The 22,222-nt window shown below is 75.5% G+C and carries 18 protein-coding genes; 12 read left to right on the top strand and 6 right to left on the bottom strand.

Going from position 1 to position 22,222, the window contains the following annotated elements:
• Positions 1 to 103: 103 nt before the first annotated feature.
• From ACFYNX_RS00820 to ACFYNX_RS00810, 3 genes are all read left to right on the top strand, one after another.
• On the top strand, positions 104 to 787 hold the full coding sequence (locus ACFYNX_RS00820; protein ID WP_365545529.1) for a GNAT family protein: 684 nt from the start codon (positions 104 to 106) through the stop codon (positions 785 to 787).
• Between the two features lie 98 nt (positions 788 to 885).
• A complete protein-coding gene (locus tag ACFYNX_RS00815; protein ID WP_388656157.1) occupies positions 886 to 1,977 on the top strand; it encodes an enoyl-CoA hydratase/isomerase family protein in 1,092 nt (363 codons plus the stop codon).
• Positions 1,974 to 2,897, top strand: coding sequence for a glutaminase (locus tag ACFYNX_RS00810; RefSeq protein WP_388656154.1), 924 nt, complete (start codon positions 1,974 to 1,976; stop codon positions 2,895 to 2,897). Before ACFYNX_RS00815 ends, ACFYNX_RS00810 begins: the two co-directional genes overlap by 4 nt.
• Positions 2,898 to 2,924: 27 nt before the next feature.
• Here the strand turns inward: ACFYNX_RS00810 and ACFYNX_RS00805 are convergent, their stop codons facing one another.
• Entirely contained in the window at positions 2,925 to 3,629 is a 705-nt protein-coding gene (locus ACFYNX_RS00805; protein ID WP_365545539.1) for a lysophospholipid acyltransferase family protein, read from the bottom strand.
• A 197-nt stretch (positions 3,630 to 3,826) separates the two neighbouring features.
• On the opposite strand from ACFYNX_RS00805, the gene ACFYNX_RS00800 reads away from it, so the two are divergent.
• Together ACFYNX_RS00800 and secD are read left to right on the top strand one after the other, a co-directional pair.
• The gene (locus ACFYNX_RS00800) at positions 3,827 to 4,270 is read left to right on the top strand and encodes a hypothetical protein (protein WP_388656149.1); all 444 of its coding nucleotides are present in this window, start codon (positions 3,827 to 3,829) and stop codon (positions 4,268 to 4,270) included.
• A gap of 144 nt (positions 4,271 to 4,414) precedes the next feature.
• Positions 4,415 to 6,703 (top strand): protein translocase subunit SecD, encoded by a 2,289-nt coding sequence (secD, locus tag ACFYNX_RS00795; RefSeq protein WP_388656146.1) that lies wholly within the window; start codon positions 4,415 to 4,417, stop codon positions 6,701 to 6,703.
• A 22-nt stretch (positions 6,704 to 6,725) separates the two neighbouring features.
• On the opposite strand, the gene mgt is transcribed toward secD, so the two are convergent.
• Positions 6,726 to 7,919 (bottom strand): macrolide-inactivating glycosyltransferase, encoded by a 1,194-nt coding sequence (mgt, locus tag ACFYNX_RS00790; RefSeq protein WP_388656143.1) that lies wholly within the window; start codon positions 7,917 to 7,919, stop codon positions 6,726 to 6,728.
• Between the two features lie 140 nt (positions 7,920 to 8,059).
• On the opposite strand from mgt, the gene ACFYNX_RS00785 reads away from it, so the two are divergent.
• The 3 genes from ACFYNX_RS00785 (at position 8,060) to ACFYNX_RS00775 (ending at position 11,518) form a co-directional block, all read left to right on the top strand.
• The gene (locus ACFYNX_RS00785) at positions 8,060 to 8,908 is read left to right on the top strand and encodes an NPP1 family protein (protein ID WP_388656140.1); all 849 of its coding nucleotides are present in this window, start codon (positions 8,060 to 8,062) and stop codon (positions 8,906 to 8,908) included.
• A gap of 84 nt (positions 8,909 to 8,992) precedes the next feature.
• Entirely contained in the window at positions 8,993 to 10,978 is a 1,986-nt protein-coding gene (locus ACFYNX_RS00780) for an NAD-binding lipoprotein (RefSeq protein WP_388656137.1), read from the top strand.
• Positions 10,979 to 11,071: 93 nt separating this feature from the next.
• Complete coding sequence (locus ACFYNX_RS00775) at positions 11,072 to 11,518, top strand: ATP-binding protein (protein ID WP_388656134.1); 447 nt, start codon at positions 11,072 to 11,074, stop codon at positions 11,516 to 11,518.
• Positions 11,519 to 11,536: 18 nt separating this feature from the next.
• Here ACFYNX_RS00775 and ACFYNX_RS00770 read toward each other — a convergent pair whose 3' ends face one another.
• Entirely contained in the window at positions 11,537 to 12,307 is a 771-nt protein-coding gene (locus tag ACFYNX_RS00770) for a response regulator (protein ID WP_365545558.1), read from the bottom strand.
• A gap of 107 nt (positions 12,308 to 12,414) precedes the next feature.
• Here ACFYNX_RS00770 and ACFYNX_RS00765 point away from each other — a divergent pair, with 107 nt between their 5' ends.
• Both ACFYNX_RS00765 and ACFYNX_RS00760 read left to right on the top strand, forming a co-directional pair.
• Positions 12,415 to 14,022, top strand: a complete 1,608-nt coding sequence (locus ACFYNX_RS00765) for a CHASE3 domain-containing protein (RefSeq protein ID WP_388656131.1) — start codon at positions 12,415 to 12,417, stop codon at positions 14,020 to 14,022.
• Positions 14,019 to 15,221: a fused response regulator/phosphatase gene (locus ACFYNX_RS00760; protein WP_365545564.1), complete on the top strand. Its 1,203-nt coding sequence runs from the start codon at positions 14,019 to 14,021 to the stop codon at positions 15,219 to 15,221. The genes ACFYNX_RS00765 and ACFYNX_RS00760 overlap by 4 nt, the downstream gene beginning before the upstream one ends.
• Before the next feature lie 16 nt (positions 15,222 to 15,237).
• Here the strand turns inward: ACFYNX_RS00760 and ACFYNX_RS00755 are convergent, their stop codons facing one another.
• Entirely contained in the window at positions 15,238 to 15,999 is a 762-nt protein-coding gene (locus ACFYNX_RS00755; RefSeq protein ID WP_365545567.1) for a class I SAM-dependent methyltransferase, read from the bottom strand.
• Between the two features lie 196 nt (positions 16,000 to 16,195).
• Here ACFYNX_RS00755 and ACFYNX_RS00750 point away from each other — a divergent pair, with 196 nt between their 5' ends.
• On the top strand, positions 16,196 to 17,362 hold the full coding sequence (locus ACFYNX_RS00750) for an alpha-hydroxy-acid oxidizing protein (protein WP_365545570.1): 1,167 nt from the start codon (positions 16,196 to 16,198) through the stop codon (positions 17,360 to 17,362).
• Between the two features lie 25 nt (positions 17,363 to 17,387).
• Here ACFYNX_RS00750 and ACFYNX_RS00745 read toward each other — a convergent pair whose 3' ends face one another.
• A complete protein-coding gene (locus ACFYNX_RS00745) occupies positions 17,388 to 18,662 on the bottom strand; it encodes an aromatic acid exporter family protein (protein ID WP_388656126.1) in 1,275 nt (424 codons plus the stop codon).
• Positions 18,663 to 18,917: 255 nt separating this feature from the next.
• Here ACFYNX_RS00745 and ACFYNX_RS00740 point away from each other — a divergent pair, with 255 nt between their 5' ends.
• Complete coding sequence (locus ACFYNX_RS00740) at positions 18,918 to 19,595, top strand: HAD family hydrolase (protein WP_388656124.1); 678 nt, start codon at positions 18,918 to 18,920, stop codon at positions 19,593 to 19,595.
• Here ACFYNX_RS00740 and ACFYNX_RS00735 read toward each other — a convergent pair.
• A complete protein-coding gene (locus tag ACFYNX_RS00735) occupies positions 19,526 to 22,192 on the bottom strand; it encodes a LuxR C-terminal-related transcriptional regulator (RefSeq protein ID WP_388656121.1) in 2,667 nt (888 codons plus the stop codon). The two genes, ACFYNX_RS00740 and ACFYNX_RS00735, sit on opposite strands and share 70 nt — an antisense overlap.
• Positions 22,193 to 22,222: the final 30 nt, after the last annotated feature.

The following is a 22,222-nucleotide window of genomic DNA, read 5'->3' as shown; positions in this document are numbered from 1 at the left end:
CGTTCTCACGACATGGTCGGCACCGGCGAGAACCTCCCTCCCGCTGCCGCCGCGGACCCTCCGCGACGGGAGCCTCCCCTGCCCGTGAAAGACCCGAGGTTCCGTGCCAGTACCTGTTCTCCTGACCGGGCGCTCCGTGCGCCTGGAGCCGCTGGCGATGCGGCACGCCGAAGCCCTCGCCCGGGCCGGCGGGGCGGACCGATCGGCCTACGCCTTCACCCCCGTGCCCGACGGCCTCGAATCGGCCCTCGACTACATCGCCCGCGCCCTCGCGGACCAGGCGGCGGGCCGTTGCCTGCCCTTCGCCGTGGTCAGTACGGCCGACGAACGGGTCGTCGGTTCGACCCGTTTCCTCGAACTCGACTACTGGCGGGGCCCGCTGGTCTGGCCGCCGGTCCCCGGCATGCCCCACGGCGATCCCCTGACCGCCGTCCCGGACGCCGCCGAGATCGGCAACACGTGGATCGCGGGCGCCGCCCGGGGCACCGGCATCAACACCGAGGCCAAGTACCTCATGTTCCGGCACGCCTTCGAGGTCTGGGGGGTCCGGCGCATCACCCTGCGCGCCGACGCCCGCAACACCCGCTCCAGGATCGCGATCGAACGCCTCGGCGCGACCTGCGAGGGCGTCCGCCGCGCCCACTCCCGCGGCCTCGACGGAGCCGTCCGCGACACGGCCTTCTACTCGGTCCTCGACGACGAGTGGCCCGCCGTCCGCGACATCGTCGAACTCCGCCTGTCCACCCCGCGCCAGGTCCGCGTCCCCCAGGACCTGCTCCCGGCCTGAGGCCCGCGACCGCCGCCCCGGCTCCCCGGGGCGGCGGTCGCCCGCGCCCCGCCGGTACGGTGGCCGGAACAGCCAGCCGTACCGCCCGAAGGGACCGAGTGACCGTGCCGACCGGAACCGCCGACGTACTCCTCCGGACGGAGGGCCGTGCCGGGTTCGTCACCCTGAACCGGCCCCGCGCCCTCAACGCCCTCACCCACGCCATGGTCCTCGCCGTCGACGAGGCCCTCACCGCCTGGGAGCACGACCCGGCCGTGGAGACGGTCGTGATCGACGGGGCGGGCGAACGCGGCCTGTGCGCGGGCGGCGACATCCGCGCCATCCACGACGACGCCCGCGCCGGCGGAACCGCCTCCGCGGCCTTCTGGCGGGACGAGTACCGGCTCAACGCCCGGATCGCCCGCTACCCCAAGCCCTACGTGGCCCTCATGGACGGCATCGTCATGGGCGGCGGCGTCGGCGTCTCCGCCCACGGCTCCCACCGCGTCGTCACCGAACGCTCCAGGGTGGCCATGCCGGAGACCGGCATCGGCTTCGTCCCCGACGTCGGCGGCACGTACCTCCTCGGACGCGCCCCCGGCGAACTCGGCACCCACCTCGCCCTCACCGGTACCCCCGTCGGAGCCGCCGACGCGATCCTCACCGGCCTCGCCGACCGGTACGTCCCCGCCGCCGGACTCCCCGCCCTGGCCGACGACCTGACCCGCCTGCCGGCCGGGGAGGCCCTCGCCCGCCACGCCACCACGCCCCCGCCCGGCGTCCTGGCCGGACAGCGGGAGTGGATCGACGCCTGCTACGCCGCCCCGACCGTCGAGGAGATCGTCGAGCGCCTCTTCGACACAGGCCTCCCCGCTGCCAAGGAGACGGCCGCCACCCTCCTCACGAGGTCCCCGAGCGCCCTCAAGGCGACCCTGGCCGTCCTCCGCCGCTCCCGGGCCCTCGCCACCCTGGAAGAGGCCCTGGACCTGGAGTACCGCGCCTCCTGCGCCGCCCTGGCCACCCCCGACCTCGTCGAGGGCATCCGCGCCCAGGTGATCGACAAGGACCGCGACCCGCACTGGACCCCCGCCACCCTCGAAGCGGTCACGGACGCGGACGTCGCCCGCCACCTCGTCCCGCCGCCCGGCGGAGACCTGGGCCTCGCCGGCGGCGGGGAGGAGCCCGGCCGGGGCCCCGGGACCCGCGCGTGACCACGGCCACCTCCTTCCAGCCCGTGCTCGACCGCATCGCCGAGGAGGTCGCGGAGCTCGCCGACCGGGGCGCCCCCGCCGACTACATCCCCGCCCTCGCCGCCGGCGACCCGGCCGACTTCGGCATGGCCGTCGCCGAACTCGACGGCACCGTCTACGGGGTGGGGGAGTGGCGGCGCCCCTTCTCCACCCAGTCCGTCACCAAGGTCTTCACCCTCGCGCTCGCCCTCGCCGGAGAGGGCGACACCCTCTGGACCCACGTCGGCCGGGAACCCTCCGGCGACCCGTTCAACTCCCTCGTCCAACTGGAGTACGAGAACGGCATCCCGCGCAACCCGTTCATCAACGCCGGAGCCCTCGTCGTCACCGACCGCCTGCACCGCCTCACCGGCGACGCCTCCGGAAGCCTGCTCGCCTTCCTGCGCGCCGAGAGCGGCAACCCGGACCTCGCCTTCGACCCGGACGTGGCCGCCTCCGAGGCGGCCCACGGCGACCGCAACGCCGCCCTCGCCCACTTCATGGCCTCCTACGGCAACATCACGGGACCCGTCCCCGACCTGTTGCGCGAGTACTTCCGGCAGTGCTCCCTGGAAGCCTCCTGCGCCGACCTGGCGCTCGCCACCGGCTTCCTCGCCCGGCACGGCCTGCGCGCCGACGGCACCCGGCTGCTCACCCGCAGCCAGGCCAAGCAGGTCAACGCCGTCATGCTCACCTGCGGCACCTACGACGCGGCCGGCGACTTCGCCTACCGCGTCGGCCTTCCGGGCAAGAGCGGCGTCGGCGGGGCCGTCGTCGCCGTCGTCCCGGGCCGCTGCACCCTGTGCGTCTGGAGCCCCGGCCTGGACAGCCGGGGCAACTCGGTGGCGGGCGTCGCCGCCCTCGACCGGTTCACCACCATCACCGGCCTGTCCGTCTTCTGACACGGGACCGGACGGTACGCCGGAACCTCAGCGCCGACGCGCCCGCGGTGCCTCGACGGGCCTCCCGCAGACGCCGAGGGCCGCCGGCTCGCCCAGCGCCCCGGCCGCCGTCCGCCAGGCCTCGGTGACGGCCCCGTGCGCGAGCGCCGTCGCCTCCGCCACGTCGGCGGGCAGCGTCAGCGGCGCCCCGATGTGGACGTGGAGACCGGGCCTGCGGACGGGCGCCGTGAGCACTCCGGCGAGCTGCTTCGCCCGCCCGCCGGAGGTGATCCGCCGCGCCCCCGCCTGACCGATCGGCACGACCTGCGCCCCGGTGGCCAGGGCGAGCCGGGCGAGCCCGGTCCGGAACGCCTCGGGCGGGTTCTCGGCGGAGTCCCGGCGCGGCGGGATGCGCCCCTCCGCGTACAGCATCACGTGCCGCCCCGACGCGAGCGCGACCGCCGCCCGGTCGAGGGCCGCCGCCGCGTGGGCCGTGCCCCGGTGCACGGGCACGTGTCCCTCGCGGGTCAGGGCCCGGCCGAGGACCGGGACCCGCCAGAGTCCCGAGGTGGCCATCAGGACGGGCTCGACCGCGAGCCGCCGGCGGAGCGCGGCGAGCACGAGCGCCGGGTCCGCGAGCGAGGTGTGGTTCACGACCAGGATGCTGCCGGGCGCGAGGGACGCCCCCGGGTCGGCGGTGACGGTCAGTCGCCCGAAGAACGGGACGACGCGGGCGGCGATGCGGCTGAGCACGGGCGGGCCCCCTGGAGCCGAGGAGGATGGGCTGACCCCGTCATCGTCGCGGGACCGGGACGGCCCGGCATGAGCGGACGTACTCAACCCTCGTACTCAGGACGGGAGCCGGTGGCCGGGTGCGTTCCCCGCCGGTCTACGCTGAGCCCGGACGGCCCGGCACGGCGGGCCGGCACGGACGGGGGAGGTGCCGGGCGGTGGAACGTTCCGCACGACGCCTCGCGGCCCTCGTCCCCGCGCTGCTCTGCGCCCTCTGGTCCCTGATCCTGGCCCCGGCCCCCGCGTCGGCCTCGAACACGGCCACGCCTCCGGCGGTCCGTACGGCGGCGATCTCCCCGGCCCCGGCCGTGGACCCGGCAGCCCGCACCGCCCACGCCTCCCCACCGGCCCCCGCCCCCGCCCACCGGCTCGCGCCGCCCGAGCCGCATCTCGCGCCCGCCGCCGTCGTGGGGCTTCCGGCGGTCGTCGAGCACTCCGTGCGGTTCCCGGCGGCGCCCGCCGCCCCCGCGGTCGCGCCCGTCGACCTCTCCCCGCCCCCGCGCGGCCTCCTGGCCGGCGATCCCCGCCGCGAACGGGCGCCGCCCGGCGGTCCGTACGTCCCGAGGGACCCCAGGGGCCCTCCCTCCACCCGGCACCGCTGACGTTCCCCCGCGTCGCCGTCCGGGCCCCCGGCATGTCCCGGGCCGGTCGCCGACGCGCCTCCGACCGTACGCCCGGCACGGGAACGGCCCGCGCACCCCCAGGGGCCGCGCCCGCCGACCCGTGCACCGCCCGTGGAGACACCCATGTCCTCTCGTGCCACGCCGTGGCGCGCGCTCCTCGCGCTCGCCGTCGTCGCGCTCTCCCTCTGGATCGCCCTGACCACCCCGCCCCGCCTCGGACTCGACCTGCGCGGCGGCACCCGCATCGTCCTCCAGACCGAGGACGGCCCCACCACCCGCGCCGACGCCGCGGCCACCGACCGCGCCCTGGAGGTGCTCCGCAAGCGCGTCGACGGCCTCGGCGTCGCCGAACCCTCCCTCGCCCGCTCCGGCGAGCGCCGCATCGTCGTCGAACTCCCCGGCCTGCGCGACCCGCGCCAGGCCGCCGCGACCATCGGCCGCACCGCCCAGCTCACCTTCCACGCCGTCACCGGCGAGGCGAAGGGGCCGGCCGGACCGGCCGCCGCCGACGGCACCCGCGTCCTCGCCGACCCCGACGCGCCCGGCCGCTTCCTCGCCCTGGCCGCCCCCGCCCTGACCGGCGACGGCGTCGAGAACGCGGAGGCAGCCCTCGACACCACGAGCGGCCGGGGCTGGACCGTCGACCTCTCCTTCCGCGACCGGGCCGCGGGTGACTGGGCGCGGATCACCGGCGACGCCGCCTGCGCGTCCCCGGACGACCCGGCCCGCAGGGTCGCCATCGTCCTCGACGACCGGATCGTCTCCGCGCCCGGCATGCGGACGGGCGTCCCCTGCGGGGCGGGCATCGGCGGCGGCTCCGCGCAGATCACCGGCGGCTTCTCCGGCCAGGAGGCCCGCGACCTCGCCGCGCTCGTCCGGGGCGGCGCGCTGCCCGTCCCCGTGACGACGGTCGAACAGAGCACCGTCGGCCCGACGCTCGGCGCGGAGGCGATCCGGGCCAGCGCCCTGGCGGCGGTGATCGGCCTCGCCTGCACCGGCCTCTTCGTCATCGCCGTCTACCGGCTCCTCGGCCTCCTCGCCACCGTCGCCCTCCTGCTGTACGGCCTGATCTCGTACGCCGCCGTGGTCGCCCTGGGCGCCACCCTCACCCTCCCCGGCCTCGCCGGCTTCGTCCTGGCCGTCGGCATCGCCGTCGACGCCAACGTCCTGGTCTTCGAACGGGCCAGGGAGGAGTACGCGGCCCTGGGCAGGACCGCCGGGCGCGACCTGCGGCGGCCGGTGACGACGGCGTTCGGCAAGGTGTGGAGCGCGGTCGCCGACTCCCACGTCACCACCCTGCTCGCCGCCGGCCTGCTGTTCGTCTTCGCCACCGGACCGGTCAAGGGCTTCGGCGTGACGCTCGCCGTCGGCGTCGTGACCTCGCTCCTCACCGCCATGGTGGTCACCCGGCTCCTCGCCGACCTGGCGCTCCGGCTGCCCGCCGTGCGCAGGCGGCCGGCGGTGACCGGCATCGCCGGACTCGGCCGGCTGCGGACCCGGCTCACCCGCCGCGTCCCGCGCCTGACGGCCCACCGCCGCCGCTGGCTGACTGGCTGCGCCGGACTGCTCCTCGTGGCCCTCGCCGGAATCGGCGTCCGGGGCGTGGAGTTCGGCGTCGAGTTCACCGGCGGCCGGGTCGTCCAGTACGCGGCCGACCGCCCGGTGGACGCCGACGCGGCCCGCGCGGCCGTCGCGGCCGCCGGCTTCCCCGACGCCGTCGTGCAGACCACCGGCGACGGCGACGTGTCGGTCCGGGTGAAGGAGACGGGCGACGGCGAACAGCGGGAGATCGCGGAGGCGCTCACCGGGATCGCCGGACCGGTGACGGTCGAACGCGACGACCTGATCGGCCCGAGCCTGGGCAGCGAACTGCGCACCCACGCCCTGCTCGCGCTCGGCCTGGCGGTGGCGGCCCAGCTCCTCTACCTGACGGTGCGGTTCCGCTGGACGTACGCGACGGCCGCCGTCGCCGCCATGACCCAGGACGTCCTCCTGGTGATCGGCCTGTTCGCCTGGCTGGGCAAGCCGGCGGACAGCGTGTTCCTGGCCGCGCTGCTGACCGTCGTCGGCTACTCGGTCAACGACTCCGTCGTGGTCCTCGACCGGCTGCGGGAACTGCGGCGGCGCGGCGGCGGCACACCGCTGACCGACCTGGCCGACCGGGCGGTGGCCCAGACCCTCCCGCGCACGGTCAACACGGGCATGGGTGCGCTCTTCGTCCTGGTGGCGCTCGCCGTCCTGGGCGGTGACTCGCTCACGGACTTCTCGGTCGCGCTGCTCGCCGGCGTCGTCCTGGGCATGGCGTCCACGGTCTTCACCGCGATCCCGCTGGCCGTGACCCTGGAGACCCGTCACCCGGCCCCCGCCCCGGCGGCTCCCGCGCCGCGCCGCCGCACGGGCGCCGTCGTCTGACCTCCGTCCCCGTAACCGGGAATCAGCCCAGTTCGGCCTCGATCAGGTCGGCCGCGTGCCGCGTGCCGCCCTCGCGGGCCATCGATTCCTGGATCTCGCGCGCCCGGCGGGCCACCTCGGGGTCGTCGACGAGCGCGAGGACGGACTCCCGCAGCCGCTCGGGGGTCACCTCCTCCAGCGGCAGGTGCCGTGCCACCCCCAGGGACCGGAGCATGTCCGCGTTGCCGAACTGGTCGGTGGCCAGCGGCACGGCCACCATGGGGGTGGCGGTGGCCAGGCCCTCCTGGCTGCCGCCCGCGCCCGCGTGGGTGACGAAGGCGTCGGCCTGCCGCAGGATCGCCAACTGGGGCACCCAGGAGCGCACCTCCACGTTCTCCGGCAGGGCGCCGAGTCCGGCCGGGTCGACGAACTTCCCGATCTGCAGGACGACGTGCCAGCCCGGCAGGTCGCCGAACGCCTCGACGCAGGCCCGGTAGAAGCCGGGCTGCTTGGTGAAGGCGGAGCCCAGCGAGACCAGGAGCACCTTCTCGGCTCCGGCCGGCCGCTCCCACGTGCCCTGGTCGGCGCGCTCGCCCTGGCAGGCTCCGACAAAGGTGTAGACGGACTCGTCGACCCGGTCGGCCTGCGGCTGGAGGGCGCGGGGGATGAGGACGACCGCCCGGCGGGGCCGCGCGACGAACCGGTCGGGATGGGTGTCGATCCCGTGTCCGGCGAGCCACTCCCCGAACCGGGCGTAGTACGCCTTGCCGCGCGGCGAGGCCTTGAGCTCGGCGTACATCGGCTCGGCGACCTCCTCCTCGTACCCCTCCCACGGCACGAGGTTCGGCCAGAGGGAGACGGCGGGGACGCCCCACGTGTGGGCGAGGACGGGGGCCGGGTACGAGGTGATGTCGTGCAGCACCAGGTCCGGCCGGTCCCCGTCGAAGGCCTCGGCGAGCTGCGGGAGCGCCTGCACGGCGTCGGCCAGGAACGGCTCGATGTTGTCGATCAGTTCGGTGCCCCAGGCGTCCGGGTCGTCTTCGGTCGGGAGCGTCGAGGTGTAGACGACGGGGGTGGCCCCGGTCTCCGCGACCTTCGCGGCGAAGGAGGCGGGAACGGCGTAGCTGACCCGGTGGCCCCGGGCGACGAGCTCGCGGATGACCTCCAGGCTGGGGTTCACGTGGCCGTGGGCGGCGATGGAGAACATGGCGATGTGTGCGGGGGAGACGGTGGTCATGGTGATCACCTTAGGCGAGACGATACGTATCGTCTACTGTTTTTCGCGGAGGGTTCCGAGGTGCCGGTCCACCGCCCGTCGGGCGGCGTTCACCGCCGGGAGCGGTCGACGACTCCCTATATTGACGTGGCCATGCCACGATGGCGCATGCCGTGCGGAGCTCCACGACGCCGTACGCCGCACGCCCTCGCCCACCGCCGTCCGACCCAAGGGGGACGCAGTTGAAGACACCCGTGTACGCCGCCCGGGGAGCCCTCGCCCTCGCCGGCGCCCTCGCGCTGGTCATCGCCCTCCCGGGCAGCGCGTTCGCCGCACCGCCCGCCGCCCTGCCCGGCAACGCCGACACCCTGGAGCAGGCCTTCCAGCCGGCCTTCGACTACGACACGGACGGCTGCTACCCCACCGCCGCCATCGGCCCCGACGGCACCCTCAACGGCGGCCTCAACCCGTCCGGCGCCCTCAACGGCCAGTGCCGCGACGCCTCCGACCTCGCCGCCACCAACGGCTACTCCCGCGCGAAGTGCAACAACGGCTGGTGCGCCGTCCTCTACGGCCTCTACTTCGAGAAGGACCAGGCGGTGCCCGGCAGCGGCCTCGGCGGACACCGCCACGACTGGGAGCACGTCGTCGTCTGGGTGCGCGACGGCCGGGCGGAGTACGTCTCCACCTCCGCCCACGGGAACTTCGACACCTACGCCCGCGACCGGATCCGCTGGGACGGCGCCCACCCCAAGGTCGTCTACCACAAGGACGGCATCGGCACCCACTGCTTCCGCCCCGCCAACACCAACGACGAACCGCCCGAGAACCACCGCCACACCTGGCAGTTCCCCACCCTGGTCGGCTGGAACGGCTACCCCGCCGGCATCCGCGAGAAGCTCGTCGCGGCCGACTTCGGCAGCGCCCACTTCGGTCTCAAGGACGGAAGCTTCGCCGACCACCTCGCCAAGGCCAAACCCGCCGGGATCACCTTCGACCCGAACGGCTGACCCGACCCCCTCCGGCCGCCCACGAAGGGATGAATCCACGGCGATGGCGCCCCGCCGGACACGGCGGGGCGCCACGCTGCCGACGTGCGCAAAGAAGGCAACAAGGTCGTTCCCGGACCGCGGAACGCCGCACGGGGACCCGGGGCGGACCGGCCCGCGACCACCCCGTCCGCCCGGCCCCGGACGCCGTACCCCGTCCCCTCGGCGGAGGCACGCCTCTGCTACTGGTTCGACACCACCCTCGCCCGCGGCATACCGGCCCTCTGCGGCTGGCTCGCCCTCGGCTGCCTCGCGCTCGTCGTCCCCGTCAGCGCCCTCCTGGTGTGGACCGACCGGACCGCCCCCGCCACCCTCGGAGCGAGGATCGCGGCGGTCTGGCGGAGCACCGGACAGACCATGCGCCTGGGCGGCGAGGTCGGACCGCCCCTGCGCATCGTCCTGTCCGTGCTCCTCGCCCTCATCGCCCTCCTCTACGTCTCCACCCTGGTCAGCCTCATCACCACCGGCCTCACCGACCGGCTGATGGCCCTCGACCGGGGCCGGGCCACGATCCTGGAGCGCGGCCACACCGTCGTCCTCGGCTGGTCCGAACAGATCCCGACCGTCGTCTCCGAACTGGTCGCCGCCCGCACCGACCGCCGCCGCCGCGTGATCGCCGTCCTCGCCGACCGGGAGAAGTCCGCCATGGAGGAGGACCTCCACACCACCGCCCGCGCCACGGGCCGCACCCGCGTCCTGTGCCGCACCGGCCGCCCCGCCGACCCCGTCGCCCTCGCCCGCGTGAGCCCGGACACCGCGGACTGCGTCCTCGTCCTGCCGCGCGACGACCCCCGGGACGACGCCGAGACCGTCAAGACCCTGCTCTCCCTCTCGGCCGCCCTGGGGAAGGACCGGCGGGTCCGCGTCGTCGCCGCCGTGCGCGACGACCGGCACCTCACCGCCGCCCGACTGGCGGGCGGCCCCCGGGCCACCGTCCTGGACGTGGACGACATCTCGGCCCGGCTCGTCGTCGACTGCGCCCGGCAGCCCGGACTCTCCCTCGTGCACCAGGAACTCCTCGACTTCGCCGGACACGAGTTCCACACCCTGCGCGACCCCCGCCTGCCCGGCCTGACCTTCGAGGAGGCCGCCGGGGCCTGCCCGGAGTCCATCGCCGTCGGCATCGCCCACGACGACGGCACCGTGACGCTCAACCCGCCCCTGCCCGCCCGCTTCCGGGAGGACGACAGCCTCCTCGTGATCGCGCGGGACGAGCACTCCACCCGGCTGTCCGACCTCCCCGTGCCCCACGACCCGAGGGCCCTCACCCACGCGCCGTCCCCGGCCCCCGCCCCGGCCGAACGCGTCCTCCTCCTCGGCTGGAACCGCAGGGCGCCCCGGATCGTGGACCAGCTCTCACGGCGCACCCCGCCCGGCTCGACCCTCGACGTCGTGGCCGGCCCGCGCGCCGCGACGACCGCCGCCGTGCGGTCCGCCGCCCAGGCCCTCGCCCCCCGCATGCCGGTGCGCCACCATCCCGCGGACCCCGCGCTGAGGTCGACGACGGACGCCCTCGACCTCACCCGCTACGACGTCGTGATCGTGCTCGGCCCCGACCCCCGCCCCGGCCGCGGCGACCCGGACGACCGGACCCTCGTCACCCTCCTGCACCTGCGGGCCCGCGAGGAGGAGGGCGGCCGTCACGTGCCCGTCGTCACCGAGATGGCCGACGACCGCAACCGGCTGATCGCCCCCCGCCACCCCTGGGCCGACTTCGTCGTCAGCGGCAGGCTCGTCGGCCTCCTCATGACCCAGATCTCCCAGAACCCGCATCTGACCGCCGTGTTCGAGGAACTCCTCTCCCCGGCCGGCAACACCCTCCACCTCCGCCCGGCCTCCCACTACGTCACCACCGGCCGGACGACCTCCTTCGCCGCCGTCGCCGCGTCGGCCGCCCGCCGCGGCGAGTGCGCCATCGGCTACCGTTCCGCGACCGCCTCCGGCCACGGCATGCGCGTCAATCCGCCCAAGGCCCACGTACGGTACTGGCACGCGCGGGACCAGGTCGTCCTGATCGCGCCGGGCGACTGACCCCCGACCACGCCCCTGACCACGTGGGAGAACACCTATGGTGGACACGACGTCATGGCGGGTGACGCGCGCGTGAACAACGGGGGGAAGACGATGACGACGACGGCCGGTGCCGACGACGACGACTGTGCCGTGCCCGAGGACGACCTCATGCAGGTCGGACACGCGTGGGACGAGGGCGAAGGGCTCGTGGCCGAGGCCCGCGACCGCGCCACCGCCTTCCTGGAGAAGGCCCGCACCGTCTGGGGCGTGCCCGTCTCCGAGCGCGCGGAGGAGCTGACGCGGCTCGTCGTCAGCGAACTGGTCACGAACGCCCGCCGGCACGCCCCGGGCCCGGTGCTGCTGCAGTTGCGCATCGGCGCCGGGACCGTGGACGTCGTGGTGTGGGACAGCGAGCCCACGGTTCCGGCGGCCCACGCCGCCGACCCGGACCGGGTCGGTCAGCACGGCCTGGAGATCGTCCAGGCCGTCGCCCGGGAGCTCCGCGTCCGGCGGGAACCGGTCGGCAAGCGCGTCACCGCCCGCGTCGACCTGGACTGAACCCGCCCCTTCCGGACGTCAGGGGCGCGGGCGGGCGGCGGTGTCGAGGTAGAAGGCGTCGATGCTCTGGACGGCCCGCTCGAACTCCTCCAGGTTGACCGGCTTGGTCACGTAGGCGTTGGCGTGGCTGCTGTACGCCCCCGTCACGTCGTCGGGCGCCGTCGACGTGGTCAGGACGACCACGGGGATGGTCTGGAGGTCCTCGTCGGACTTGAGGACCTTCAGCAGCTCCCGGCCGTTCATCCGGGGCATGTTCAGGTCGAGGACGATGAGGTCGGGACGGGGGGCGTCCGGGGCGCGCAGGTGCTCGAGGGCGGCGACCCCGTCGGTGACCTGGACCAGGTTGCGGGCCCCGCGCTCGGAGAGTGCCTCCTCGATGAGCATGGCATCGGCGACGTCGTCCTCGACGAGCAGGACGTCGAAGGGGCGGGCGGGGGTGGTCATGATCGTTTGCTCCGTGGGTTTGTCGTGTGAGTGGTCGAAGAGCCCCGGCCAGCGGCGGCGGGCTCCCTGTCGGGTCATGCCGCAGGCCGCGCCGAGCTGCGGATAGCCGGCTCCCGCACGGGCGCCGGCCACGACCGCCTCCTGCTGGAGCCGTTCGGCGGCCTTCTGGACGTGGTCCAGGACGTGGAGCAGGGCCAGGGCCTGCGCGCGGTCGTCCGGTGCCGGTCGCGAGGGATCGTCCAGGAGCCTCCGGACGAGGCGCCGCGCGAGATCGCCGACCGCCGCTTCCGCGGCGGCGGCCGTTTCCTGCGGAGTGGTCCGCAACACGAAGTCCTTGCCTGGCACATCCGGCACTCTAGGTCCCCGGGGGGCCCGGCGACAACAACCGTTGTCGCCCATTACAGTGATCGCGCCGCACCTTCGGCGGCTGTCGCAGCAGAGGAGTCCGCACCATGACCGGCGATGGGAAGCAACCGCGTGGGCGGGGCCTGTCCGCGTGGACGACCCGGCGGTGGCTTCGCGTGGGCGCGGCCGTGTCCCTGGTCGTCCTGGCCCTGCTCGGAACGGCGGGAGGCTGGATCCTCCTGAGGACCGAGACGCTGAGCAAGGAACTCGTGGACGTGCGGTCCCCCGCGCTGACCACGGCCATCCGCCTGGAGTCGGCGGTCCTCAACCAGGAGACGGGGATCCGCGGCTACGGCCTGACCGGCACCCCCGACTTCCTCGCCCCCTACCGTGAGGGCCTCGCCGAACAGGAGACGCGGACCGCGCAGCTCTCCGAACTCCTCACCCGCGACCGGGCGGGCCTGGCCGACCTCGGGACCGTGCGGGACGCCGTGGCCGTGTGGCAGGAGCGGATCGCGCGCCCGGTCGCCGCCGCGCCGCCCGGCTCGCCCTCGCCGCTGGCAGCCGCGCGGGCGACCGAGGGCAAGGAGGCCTTCGACGCCGTGCGCGCCGCCCTGGGCGCGCAGCAGGAACGGCTGCGCGAGGAGCGCGCCCGCACGAGGGACGACCTGATGGCCATGATGGGCGTCCGGAACTGGGTCTTCGGCGCCATCGCGGTGCTCATCGCCGTACTGACCGCCCTGATCTTCGAGGGCCTGCGCCGGGGCATCAACGAGCCCCTGGACCGGCTCGGCGCGGACGCCCGGACCATCGCCGGGGGTGATTTCGATCACCCCATCACTCCCTCCGGCCCCGCCGACCTGCGGCTCCTCGGCGAGGAGATCGACTCCATGCGCCGGCGCCTCGTGCGGGAGCTGGCCTTCACGGAGGAGGCCCGCATGCGCCTCGACGCGCAGGCCGCCGACCTCCAGCGCTCCAACGCCGAGCTGGAGCAGTTCGCGTACGTGGCCTCGCACGACCTCCAGGAGCCGCTGCGCAAGGTCTCCAGCTTCACCCAGCTCCTCCAGCGGCGCTACGGAGGACAGCTCGACAGCCGGGCCGACCAGTACATCGACTTCGCCGTCGACGGGGCGAACCGCATGCAGGTCCTCATCAACGACCTGCTCGACTTCTCCCGCGTCGGACGCCTGCACAACACCCACCAGAGCGTCGACCTCGACGAGGTCCTGGAGCGGACCCTGTCCTCCCTGAGCGTCGGCATCGAGGAGGCCGGGGCGGTCATCACGCACGACCCGCTGCCGACCCTGGTCGCCGACCCCACCCAGATGGGGATGCTCTGGCAGAACCTGATCGGCAACGCCGTGAAGTTCCGCCGCCCGGACGAGGCGCCCCGGATCCGGGTCACGGCGGCCCGGGAGGGCCGGCTGTGGCGCTTCACCGTCACCGACAACGGCATCGGCATCGCCCCGGAGTACGCCGACAAGGTCTTCGTGATCTTCCAGCGGCTGCACACCAAGGACGTGTACTCGGGCAGCGGCATCGGCCTCGCGATGTGCAAGAAGATCGTCGAGTTCCACGGCGGCACCATCGCCGTCGACACCGACCACCACGACGGAGCGCGCATCACCTTCACCCTGGCGCCCGAGCCGCCGGAGATCCCCCTCCAGGCCGACGTGCCGCAGGCCGCCGCGTCCGGCACGGAGCACACGAGATGACAGCGACCGTGACCGGCGGCGGTACGTCGCCCCACGAGCCGATGTACCGCGTCCTCCTGATCGAGGACGACCTGGGCGACGCCCTGCTCGTCGAGGAACTCCTCCACGACACGGGGCTGCGGTTCGAGCTGACCACCCGGACCAGCCTGGCCGAGGCCCGCGCCGAGCTGGCCGACACGCCGATCGACTGCATCCTGCTCGACCTGCACCTGCCCGACGTGTCGGGCACCGACGCGGTCACCACGGTCCGTGCCATGGCCCCGCACACCGCGGTCATCGTCCTGACCGGGCTCGCCGAGGCGCAGGCAGGGCCCGACGCCATGGCCGCCGGAGCCCAGGACTACCTCGTCAAGGGGAAGGTCGAGGCGGACCTGCTGCACCGGACGGTCCGCTACGCCGTCTACCGCAGCAAGACCGAGCGGGCGAACTCCGAGGCCCAGGCCGCCCGGCTGCGGGCGGAGGAGAACGCGCGCCTGGAGCGCGGCCTGCTGCCCCAGCCGATCCTCGACACCTCCACCGTGCGGGTGACCTCCCGCTATCTGCCGGGCGCCACCCTGGCCCTGCTCGGGGGCGACTTCCTCGACGTGGTGGAGGGGGACGACGGGCTGCTGCACGCGGTCGTCGGCGACGTCAGCGGACACGGGCCCGACGCCGCCGCGCTCGGCGTCTGCCTGCGGATCGCCTGGCGCTCCCTCGTGCTCGGCGGCCACCGCGGCGACGACCTGCTGCACCTGATGGAGCGCATCCTGCTCGCCGAGCGCGGTGGCCAGCACATGTTCGCCACCTGCACCCTCCTCACCCTCGACCAGAAAGCCGGCACCGCCACCCTCCACCTCGCCGGCCACCACGAACCCCTGCTCACCACGCCCGCCGGGACCAGCGAGCTGGAGGCCGCCCACGGCATCGCCCTGGGCATCTTCTCCGGTCCGCACCGCTGGCCCGCGACGGTCGTCCCGCTCCCCGCCACCGGCGCCCTGACCCTCTACACCGACGGACTCACCGAGGGCCACAACGGAACGGCGGACGAGCGGCTCGGCGTCGAGGGACTGCTCGACCTGATCGCGACCCTGCCGCCGGAGGACCCGGCCGCCCACGTCGACCTCCTCATCAAGGAGACCCACCGACTGAACGCCGGCCGGCACTCCGACGACCTCGCCGTCCTGCGCCTCGACTGGGGGGTTCCGCCGACGCGCTCCTGAGCGGGGCCCGCGCCCGTCACGCGGAGGGTCGGCGCGCCTCGATCAGGGTCCGGGCGGAGTGGGCGACGAACGGCCCCTCCGCCCGGATCAGGGCGTCGAGGTCGCGCAGTCGGGACAGGTGCGCCTCGACGGTGAACCCGGGCACGATCCAGATCACCTTGCGCAGGAACCAGACGACCGCGCCGACGTCGTGGAACTCCATCCGCAGCCGCTCGGTGCGCAGGTCCACCACGTCGAGCCCGGCCGCCCGCGCCGCCGCGGCCTCGTCGTCGGGGTGCCGCGCCCGGGCCGCCTCCGGCTGCGGACCGAGGAAGTACTCCACCACCTCCCAGACGCTGGCGGGCCCGACGTGCTGGGCGAGGTAGGTGCCGCCCGGCCGCAGGACGCGGGCGATCTCCGACCACCACACGGTCGCCGGGTGCCGGCTGGTGACGAGGTCGAAGGCGGCGTCGCCGAAGGGCAGCGGCGGCTCGTCGGGATCGGCGACGAGCACCACCCCGCGCGGGTGGAGGATTTCGGTGGCCCGGGCGACGTTCGGGGGCCACGACTCGGTGGCCGCCATCGTCGGCGGCAGCGCCGGCACCCCGGCCAGGACCTCGCCGCCGCCCGTCTGGACGTCGAGCCCGGCCGAGGCAGTGGCCAGCCGCTCGGCGAGGAGCCGGTGGTAGCCCCAGGAGGGGCGCCGCTCGGTGGCCCGTCCGTCGAGCCAGGAGAAGTCCCAGCCGTCGACCGGGGCCCCGGAGGCCTCCGCGACGAGTTCTTCGAAGGTGCGTTCCATCCCTTCATCATCGTGTCCGGCCTCCGGGCCGCGCACCCGGATAAACGCGGCGCGAGCCGCTCGAAGGGCGCCGGCCCGGCGGCCCCGACGAGGACGAACGACCGCCCCGTGGTCACGGAGGCGCGCGACGGGCACCCTGGACGGCACCACGGCGGGCGCCCCGGGCGCCCGCCCCTGACGTGAAGGGACGGGCCCCATGCCCCCGCACTTCGGCGACTACCAGAACGAGATCTACTTCGAGGGCCTCTTCGGCACCGTCCCCGCGCTGCCGATGACCTTCGCCGAACTGGAGTCGAAGGCGCGGTCGGCGCTGTCGCCCTCGCTGTGGTCGTACGTGGCCGGCGGCGCCGGCGACGAGCACACCCAGGAGGCCAACGCCACGGCCTTCCGCAAGTGGGGACTCGTCCCGCGCATGATGGTGGGCGCCGCGCGACGCGACCTGTCGGTCGACCTCTTCGGCATGACGCTGCCCTCCCCGCTGTTCATGGCCCCCGTCGGCGTCATAGGCCTCTGCGCCCAGGACGGACACGGCGACCTGGCGACCGCCCGCGCCGCCGCCCGCACCGGCGTGCCCATGATCGCCTCCACGCTCACCGCCGACCCCCTGGAGCAGGTCGCCGCCGAACTCGGCGACACCCCCGGCCTCTTCCAGCTCTACACCCCCACCGACCGGGCCCTCGCGGAGAGCCTGGTGCACCGCGCCGAGGCGGCCGGCTTCCGGGGCATCGTCGTCACCCTCGACACCTGGATCACCGGCTGGCGCCCCCGCGACCTCGCCACCAGCAACTTCCCCCAGCTCCGCGGCCACTGCCTGGCCAACTACACCTCCGACCCCGTCTTCCGGGCCCGGCTCCCCAAGCCCCCGGAGGAGGACCCGCGCGCCGCCGTCGTGGAGTGGGCCGGCGTCTTCGGCAAGCCGCTCGTCTGGGACGACCTCGCCTGGCTGCGCTCCCTCACCGACCTGCCGATCCTTCTCAAGGGCATCTGCCACCCCGAGGACGTACGGCGCGCCCGGGACGGCGGGATCGACGGCGTCTACTGCTCCAACCACGGCGGACGCCAGGCCAACGGCGGCCTGCCCGCCCTCGACGCCCTGCCCGGGGTGGTCGAGGCCGCCGACGGCCTGCCCGTCCTCTTCGACTCCGGCGTCCGCACCGGGGCCGACGTCGTCAAGGCCCTGGCCCTCGGCGCCACGGCGGTCGGCGTCGGCCGCCCGTACGCGTACGGACTCGCCCTCGGCGGCACGGACGGCGTCGTCCACGTCCTGCGTTCGCTCCTCGCCGAGGCCGACCTGATCATGGCCGTCGACGGCTATCCCACCCTCGGCGACCTGCGCGCCGACGGAGCCCTGCGCCCCGTCTGACCCGCCGGGAGGAGCGCCGGGACCGTCAGGACGGGCGGCGCGCGCGGGACGCCAGGGAGACGACCTTCTGCCTGCGCGCCCTGCGCTCGCGCGTGTGCCGGTCCAGCTCCTCCATGAGGCGGCGGCCCCGGTGGCCGGGGTCCAGCTCGTTCAGGACGCGGTCGATCTCGGCGAGCAGGGCCCCGTACAACTGCCAGCGCCCCGGGTCGTCCACCGCATCCGCCCGCAGCATCCCGGCGGCCCGGTCACGGGCCTCGCGGGCCGCGTCCAACTGCTCGGCGAGGCGGTTCTCCGCCGTCTCCGCACCGGAGCTGGAATGCGAGGTGACGAGGACCGCGAAGCTCACCAGGGTGTCCCCGAGGTGCCGCACAACCTCCTGGAGGACGAGGGCCGTCTCCCGGCGGAAGAGCACCGCCCCGTCCCGCTCCCGCGCCAGGTCGGTCAGGGTGCGGGTCAGGACCCGCAGCACCACGGCGGAGATCTCCAGGGTGTCGAGGCCCGTCCGCAGCACGATCCGGTGCAGCAGCCCCTCCTTCACGCGCGGGTTCAGCCGCAGGCTGTCCTCCGCCTGCCGCAGGGCCGCGTCCACGTCGGCGACGTCGTTGTCGAGGCGCCGCGCCTCGTAGAGCCGCGCCGCCGCCAGGTCCACGGACGACGGCCCGTCGAAGTCGCCGAACGGATCGGGCTCGGCGGGGACGTCCGGGTCCGTCAGCTCCTCGCCGAGACCCAGGAGCAACTGGCGCATCCGCCGGGCCAGGTCCACGATCGAGTCCCCGGCGGTGTCCACCCAGACCGGCGGCACGAGCACCATGTTGAACACCATGCCGACGATCGCGCCGATCAGGGTCTCCAGGACGCGGTCCCAGGCCGTGTCGGCGACCTGGGTGACCCCGAGGACCAGCATCGCGCTGATCGCCACCTCGGCGACGAACTCCTCCACCCGGACGAACCGCCCCACCACCAGCGCCGCCAGGATGACCATGGCGAGGCTCCACCAGGTCAGGCCGACGAGCACGCTGAACGCGATGGCGATGAGGACGCCGACGACGACGGAGTTCACCCGCCGCAGACTCGTCACGAGCGTCGAGTACAGCGTCACCTGCACCACGAGCAGCGCCGTCAGCGGCGCGGTCAGCGGCGCCGGCTCGGAGCTGAGCCGGAGCGCGACGACGTACGAGATCGTCGCCGCCGCGGTGGAACGCAGGGTCTGGACCACGAAGGGGTCCCGCCGCTGACGCTCCCACCACTGCCACAGGCGCCACTGGCGCAGCGAGGCGAGCGATACGGAGCGGTGGGGCATGAAGTACTCCTCCTCCGGTGGGCGAGGGACGCGTCCGGGGCCGGGCGCGATCTTGTGCGCGCCTACCCGCCCGACGCCTCCGCACCGCGATGCTCCGTGGTGCCGCCCCGCGAAGCCGCGCCGACGCGCCGACGGGCCCCGACGAATCCCGGGGTGCGGACCGGCGGCGCGGGCGGCGACTGAACGGAACCGTTCCGGGTAGCCGCCGGGTGCCCGTCCCGCACCACCCCCGTGCCCCGTGAGGAGACCCCGACCATGGACCGCGACCGCGCAGCGCTCTTCGACGTCGACGGCACCCTGGCCGACACCAACCACCTGCACGCCGTCGCCTGGTGGGAGGCGCTCCGCCAGGGCGGCCACCACGTGACCATGCACGCCGTGCACCGGGCCATCGGCCTGCCGGGCGGGCGGCTCCTCGACCACCTGCTCGGACAGGACCGCGACCGGTCGGACGACGAGCGCCTGAGCACCGCGCACGACACCCTCTACGGGACGTACTTCGAGCGGCTCCAGCCCTTCGACGGGGCCGCCGACCTGCTGCGGAAGCTCGCGGGCGACAACTGGAAGGTGGTCCTGGTGACCTCGGCCAAGAGCCGCGAGCTGAAGGCCCTGCGCCGGGCGATCGACGCGGACGACGCGCTCACGGACACCGCCACCTCCGACGACGTCGACGAGGGCAAGCCCGCCCCCGACCCCGTCGAGCACGCCCTCTCCCTCGTGGACGTGCCGGCCGACCGGGCCGTGTTCGTCGGCGACAGCGTCTGGGACATGAAGGCCGCCCGTCGCGCCGGGGTGACCGTCGTCGGGCTGCTGTGCGGCGGCATCCCCGAGGCCGACCTGACCGGGGCGGGCGCCGCCGCCGTCTACGACGACCCGGCCGACCTCCTCGCCCGCCTCGACACCAGCCCCTTCACCTCCGTACCGCCCGCTTGAAACCTGTCCGGCGGCTCAGGACCGGACAGGCCCCGAGCCCCTTCGTCCCACCGTCCGGCCGGCCCGGCGAGTTCGACGCGGGAGCGGATGCCCAGCCGGGCGAAGACGTTCCGGAGGTGGTGGTCGACCGTGCGCGGGCTCAGCGCGAGCCGGCCGGCGATCTCCCGGTTGGTGGCGCCCCGCGCGGCGAGCCGGGCGATCCGCTGCTGCTGCGGCGTGAGCAGGCCCCACGCGGCCGGATCGGCGGGCCCGCCGCCCGCGCCGCCCGTGGCACGCAGCTCGGACCGGGCGTGGTCGGCCCAGTGGTCCGCCGCTGCCCGTTCGAAGGTGACGAGGGCGTCGCCCAGCGGCCCCCGCGCCGCCCCCGGACGCCGCCGGCGCCGCAGCCACGTCCCGTACGCGAGGAGGGTCCTGGCCCGCTCGAAGTCGTTGCCGCAGCCCTCGTGGCGGCGGACGGCCTCGCCGAACCAGTGCGCCGCCTCCCCGTCCTCCTCGCCCTGCGCGAGCAGCGCCCGGCAGCGGGCCAGCAGGGCCGGTGCCGCGCGGTCGACCCCCTGCGCCGCCCAGACCGCGTACTCCCCGGCCGCCGTCCGGGCCTCGGCCGCCCGCCCCGCCGCGACGGCCGCCTCCACGAAGCAGGGCACCACCAGCATCCGCAGCGCGAAGTGACCGCCCCGGGGCCCGGCGCGCACGAGCGGCACGAGGCGCGCGGCCGCCCGCGCGGCCAGACCGCTCCCCAGCTCGGCCCGGGCCAGCGCCCACTCCGCGAGCGTCGCCGCCTGGACGAGGCCGTGCGGGCGCGCCGTGTCGAGGGCGAGACCCGCGTGCTCCGCCACCGCGGGGCCGTCGCCCACCACCGAGGCCGCCAGGGCCAGGACGGCGTGCTGGTGGGCAGCCACGTTCCGCTGCCCCGTCAGCTCCGCCGCCCGCAACCCCTCCCGGGCGGTCCGCGCGGCCCTGGCGTACCGCCCGGCCCGCAGCTCGGCGTACGCGAGGTGTTCGAGGGCGCGCGGCAGCAGGGCCGTGCGGTGCTCCGCCCGGGCGCGGGCGAGCGCGCGGGCGTGGACCCGGGCCGCCGCCGCGGTGTCGCCGAGCACCAGCGCGGCCGACCCCGCCCGCAGCAGCAGCCGGGGATCGTCCTCGGCGCCGTCCCGCGCGACCACCCGTGCCAGGGACGGACGGGCCTCGTCGAGCCGTACGGCCAGGGCGGCGCCGAGCCCGTCGAGGAAGTCCCGCTCCGTCCCCCCGGCGTCCCCGCCGCAGCCCAGGGCGGCCCGGCACGCGTCGACGTCGCCGCCCGCCCAGGCGGCCTCCATCGCGAGGAACCGGGCGTCGGACGCCTCGGCCGGCGCCCGGTCCCGCAGCAGCTCCGCCGCCCGCAGCAGCGCCTCGTGCGCGTCCATGACCGGCCCGCCCGCCAGCGCCGCCAGACCGCGCACGAGGTGTGAGCGGCCCCGGACCACGGGGGCGAGGGCGTGCACGGCGGCGGGCGGTCCCAGATGGTCGGCGCGGTGGCGCTCGCCCCGGGCGAGCGCCACCGCCGTACGGGCCGGCCGGGGCGCGTCCGCCCGCCGGGCCCCGTGGTGCCCGGAGGCCGGGGCCGACGCGAGGACGGCCCGTCCGAGGAACGGGTCCTCGAAGCGGAGCAGCCCGTCGGCGCGGCGCAGCAGCCCGTCGGCGACCAGGCCGTCCAGCGGCTCGGCGGGGACGCGCGCCGCCCGCGCCGCGCCGAGGACGGCGTCGACGGCGACACCGGGAAGGCGGTGCCCGCCTTCCCGCCGGCCCTCGTCGGTACGGCCCGCGAGCGCCACCACCGTGAGCAGCCGCCGGGAGTCCGCGGGCAGGTGCGCCAGGAAGCCGCCGTACACCTCCGTGAGGACGCTCCCGCCGACCGGCGGCTCCGGGAGGGGCGCGGCGCCCGCGCGCTGGGCGGGGGTGAGGCGCCGTACCGCCGCGACGAGGACACCGGGGTGCCCCGCCGCCGCTTCGAGGAGGCGACGCACCACCGGCGGCGCCGGGGGAGGGGCGCACAGGTCGCCGAGGAGGGCCCGCGCGCCGTCCGGGCCGAGCCGCCCGAGCCGTACGGTCTCCGCCCCCGGCACCTCGGGCGGCCGGTGGTGCGGGGCGGCCGACACGAGCCAGCGGGGCCCGCCCCGGTCCGGCCCGGGACCCCGCCGCCACGCCACGGCGAGCGCGGCGCGCGCATGGGCGTCCCAGAGGTGCAGGTCGTCCAGGCAGATCAGGGCCGGGCGGTCCCCGAGGAGCCCGGACACCGCCGCCGCCAGACCGTCCTCGCCCCGCGCGGTCCGCAGCGCCCGGCGCGCGTCCGCAGCGGTGGGCGCGAGGGCGCCGAACAGGGCCCGCGCGCCGCTCCACGGCACCCGGTGGCCGGGCGCGGCGACCCGGTACGCCGCGCCCGGGAAGCCGTCGGCCGCTCGGGCGAGCAGGGCCGAGCGGCCCTCCCCGGGACCTCCGGTGACGAACAGGACCCCGCCGCCCCCGGTGGCGAGATCCGTCAGACGGGCCACCGCGGCGAGTTCGGCCGCGCGGTCGTACAGCCGGCGGCCGGGGGCGGTGCCGTGCGTCGCTCCGCTCACGACGGTCACGCTACCGACCCGTACGGAACG

The organism is Streptomyces sp. NPDC007872 (assembly GCF_042868165.1).
GTDB lineage: Bacteria > Actinomycetota > Actinomycetes > Streptomycetales > Streptomycetaceae > Streptomyces.
This window is presented reverse-complemented; position numbering and strand designations above follow the sequence as displayed.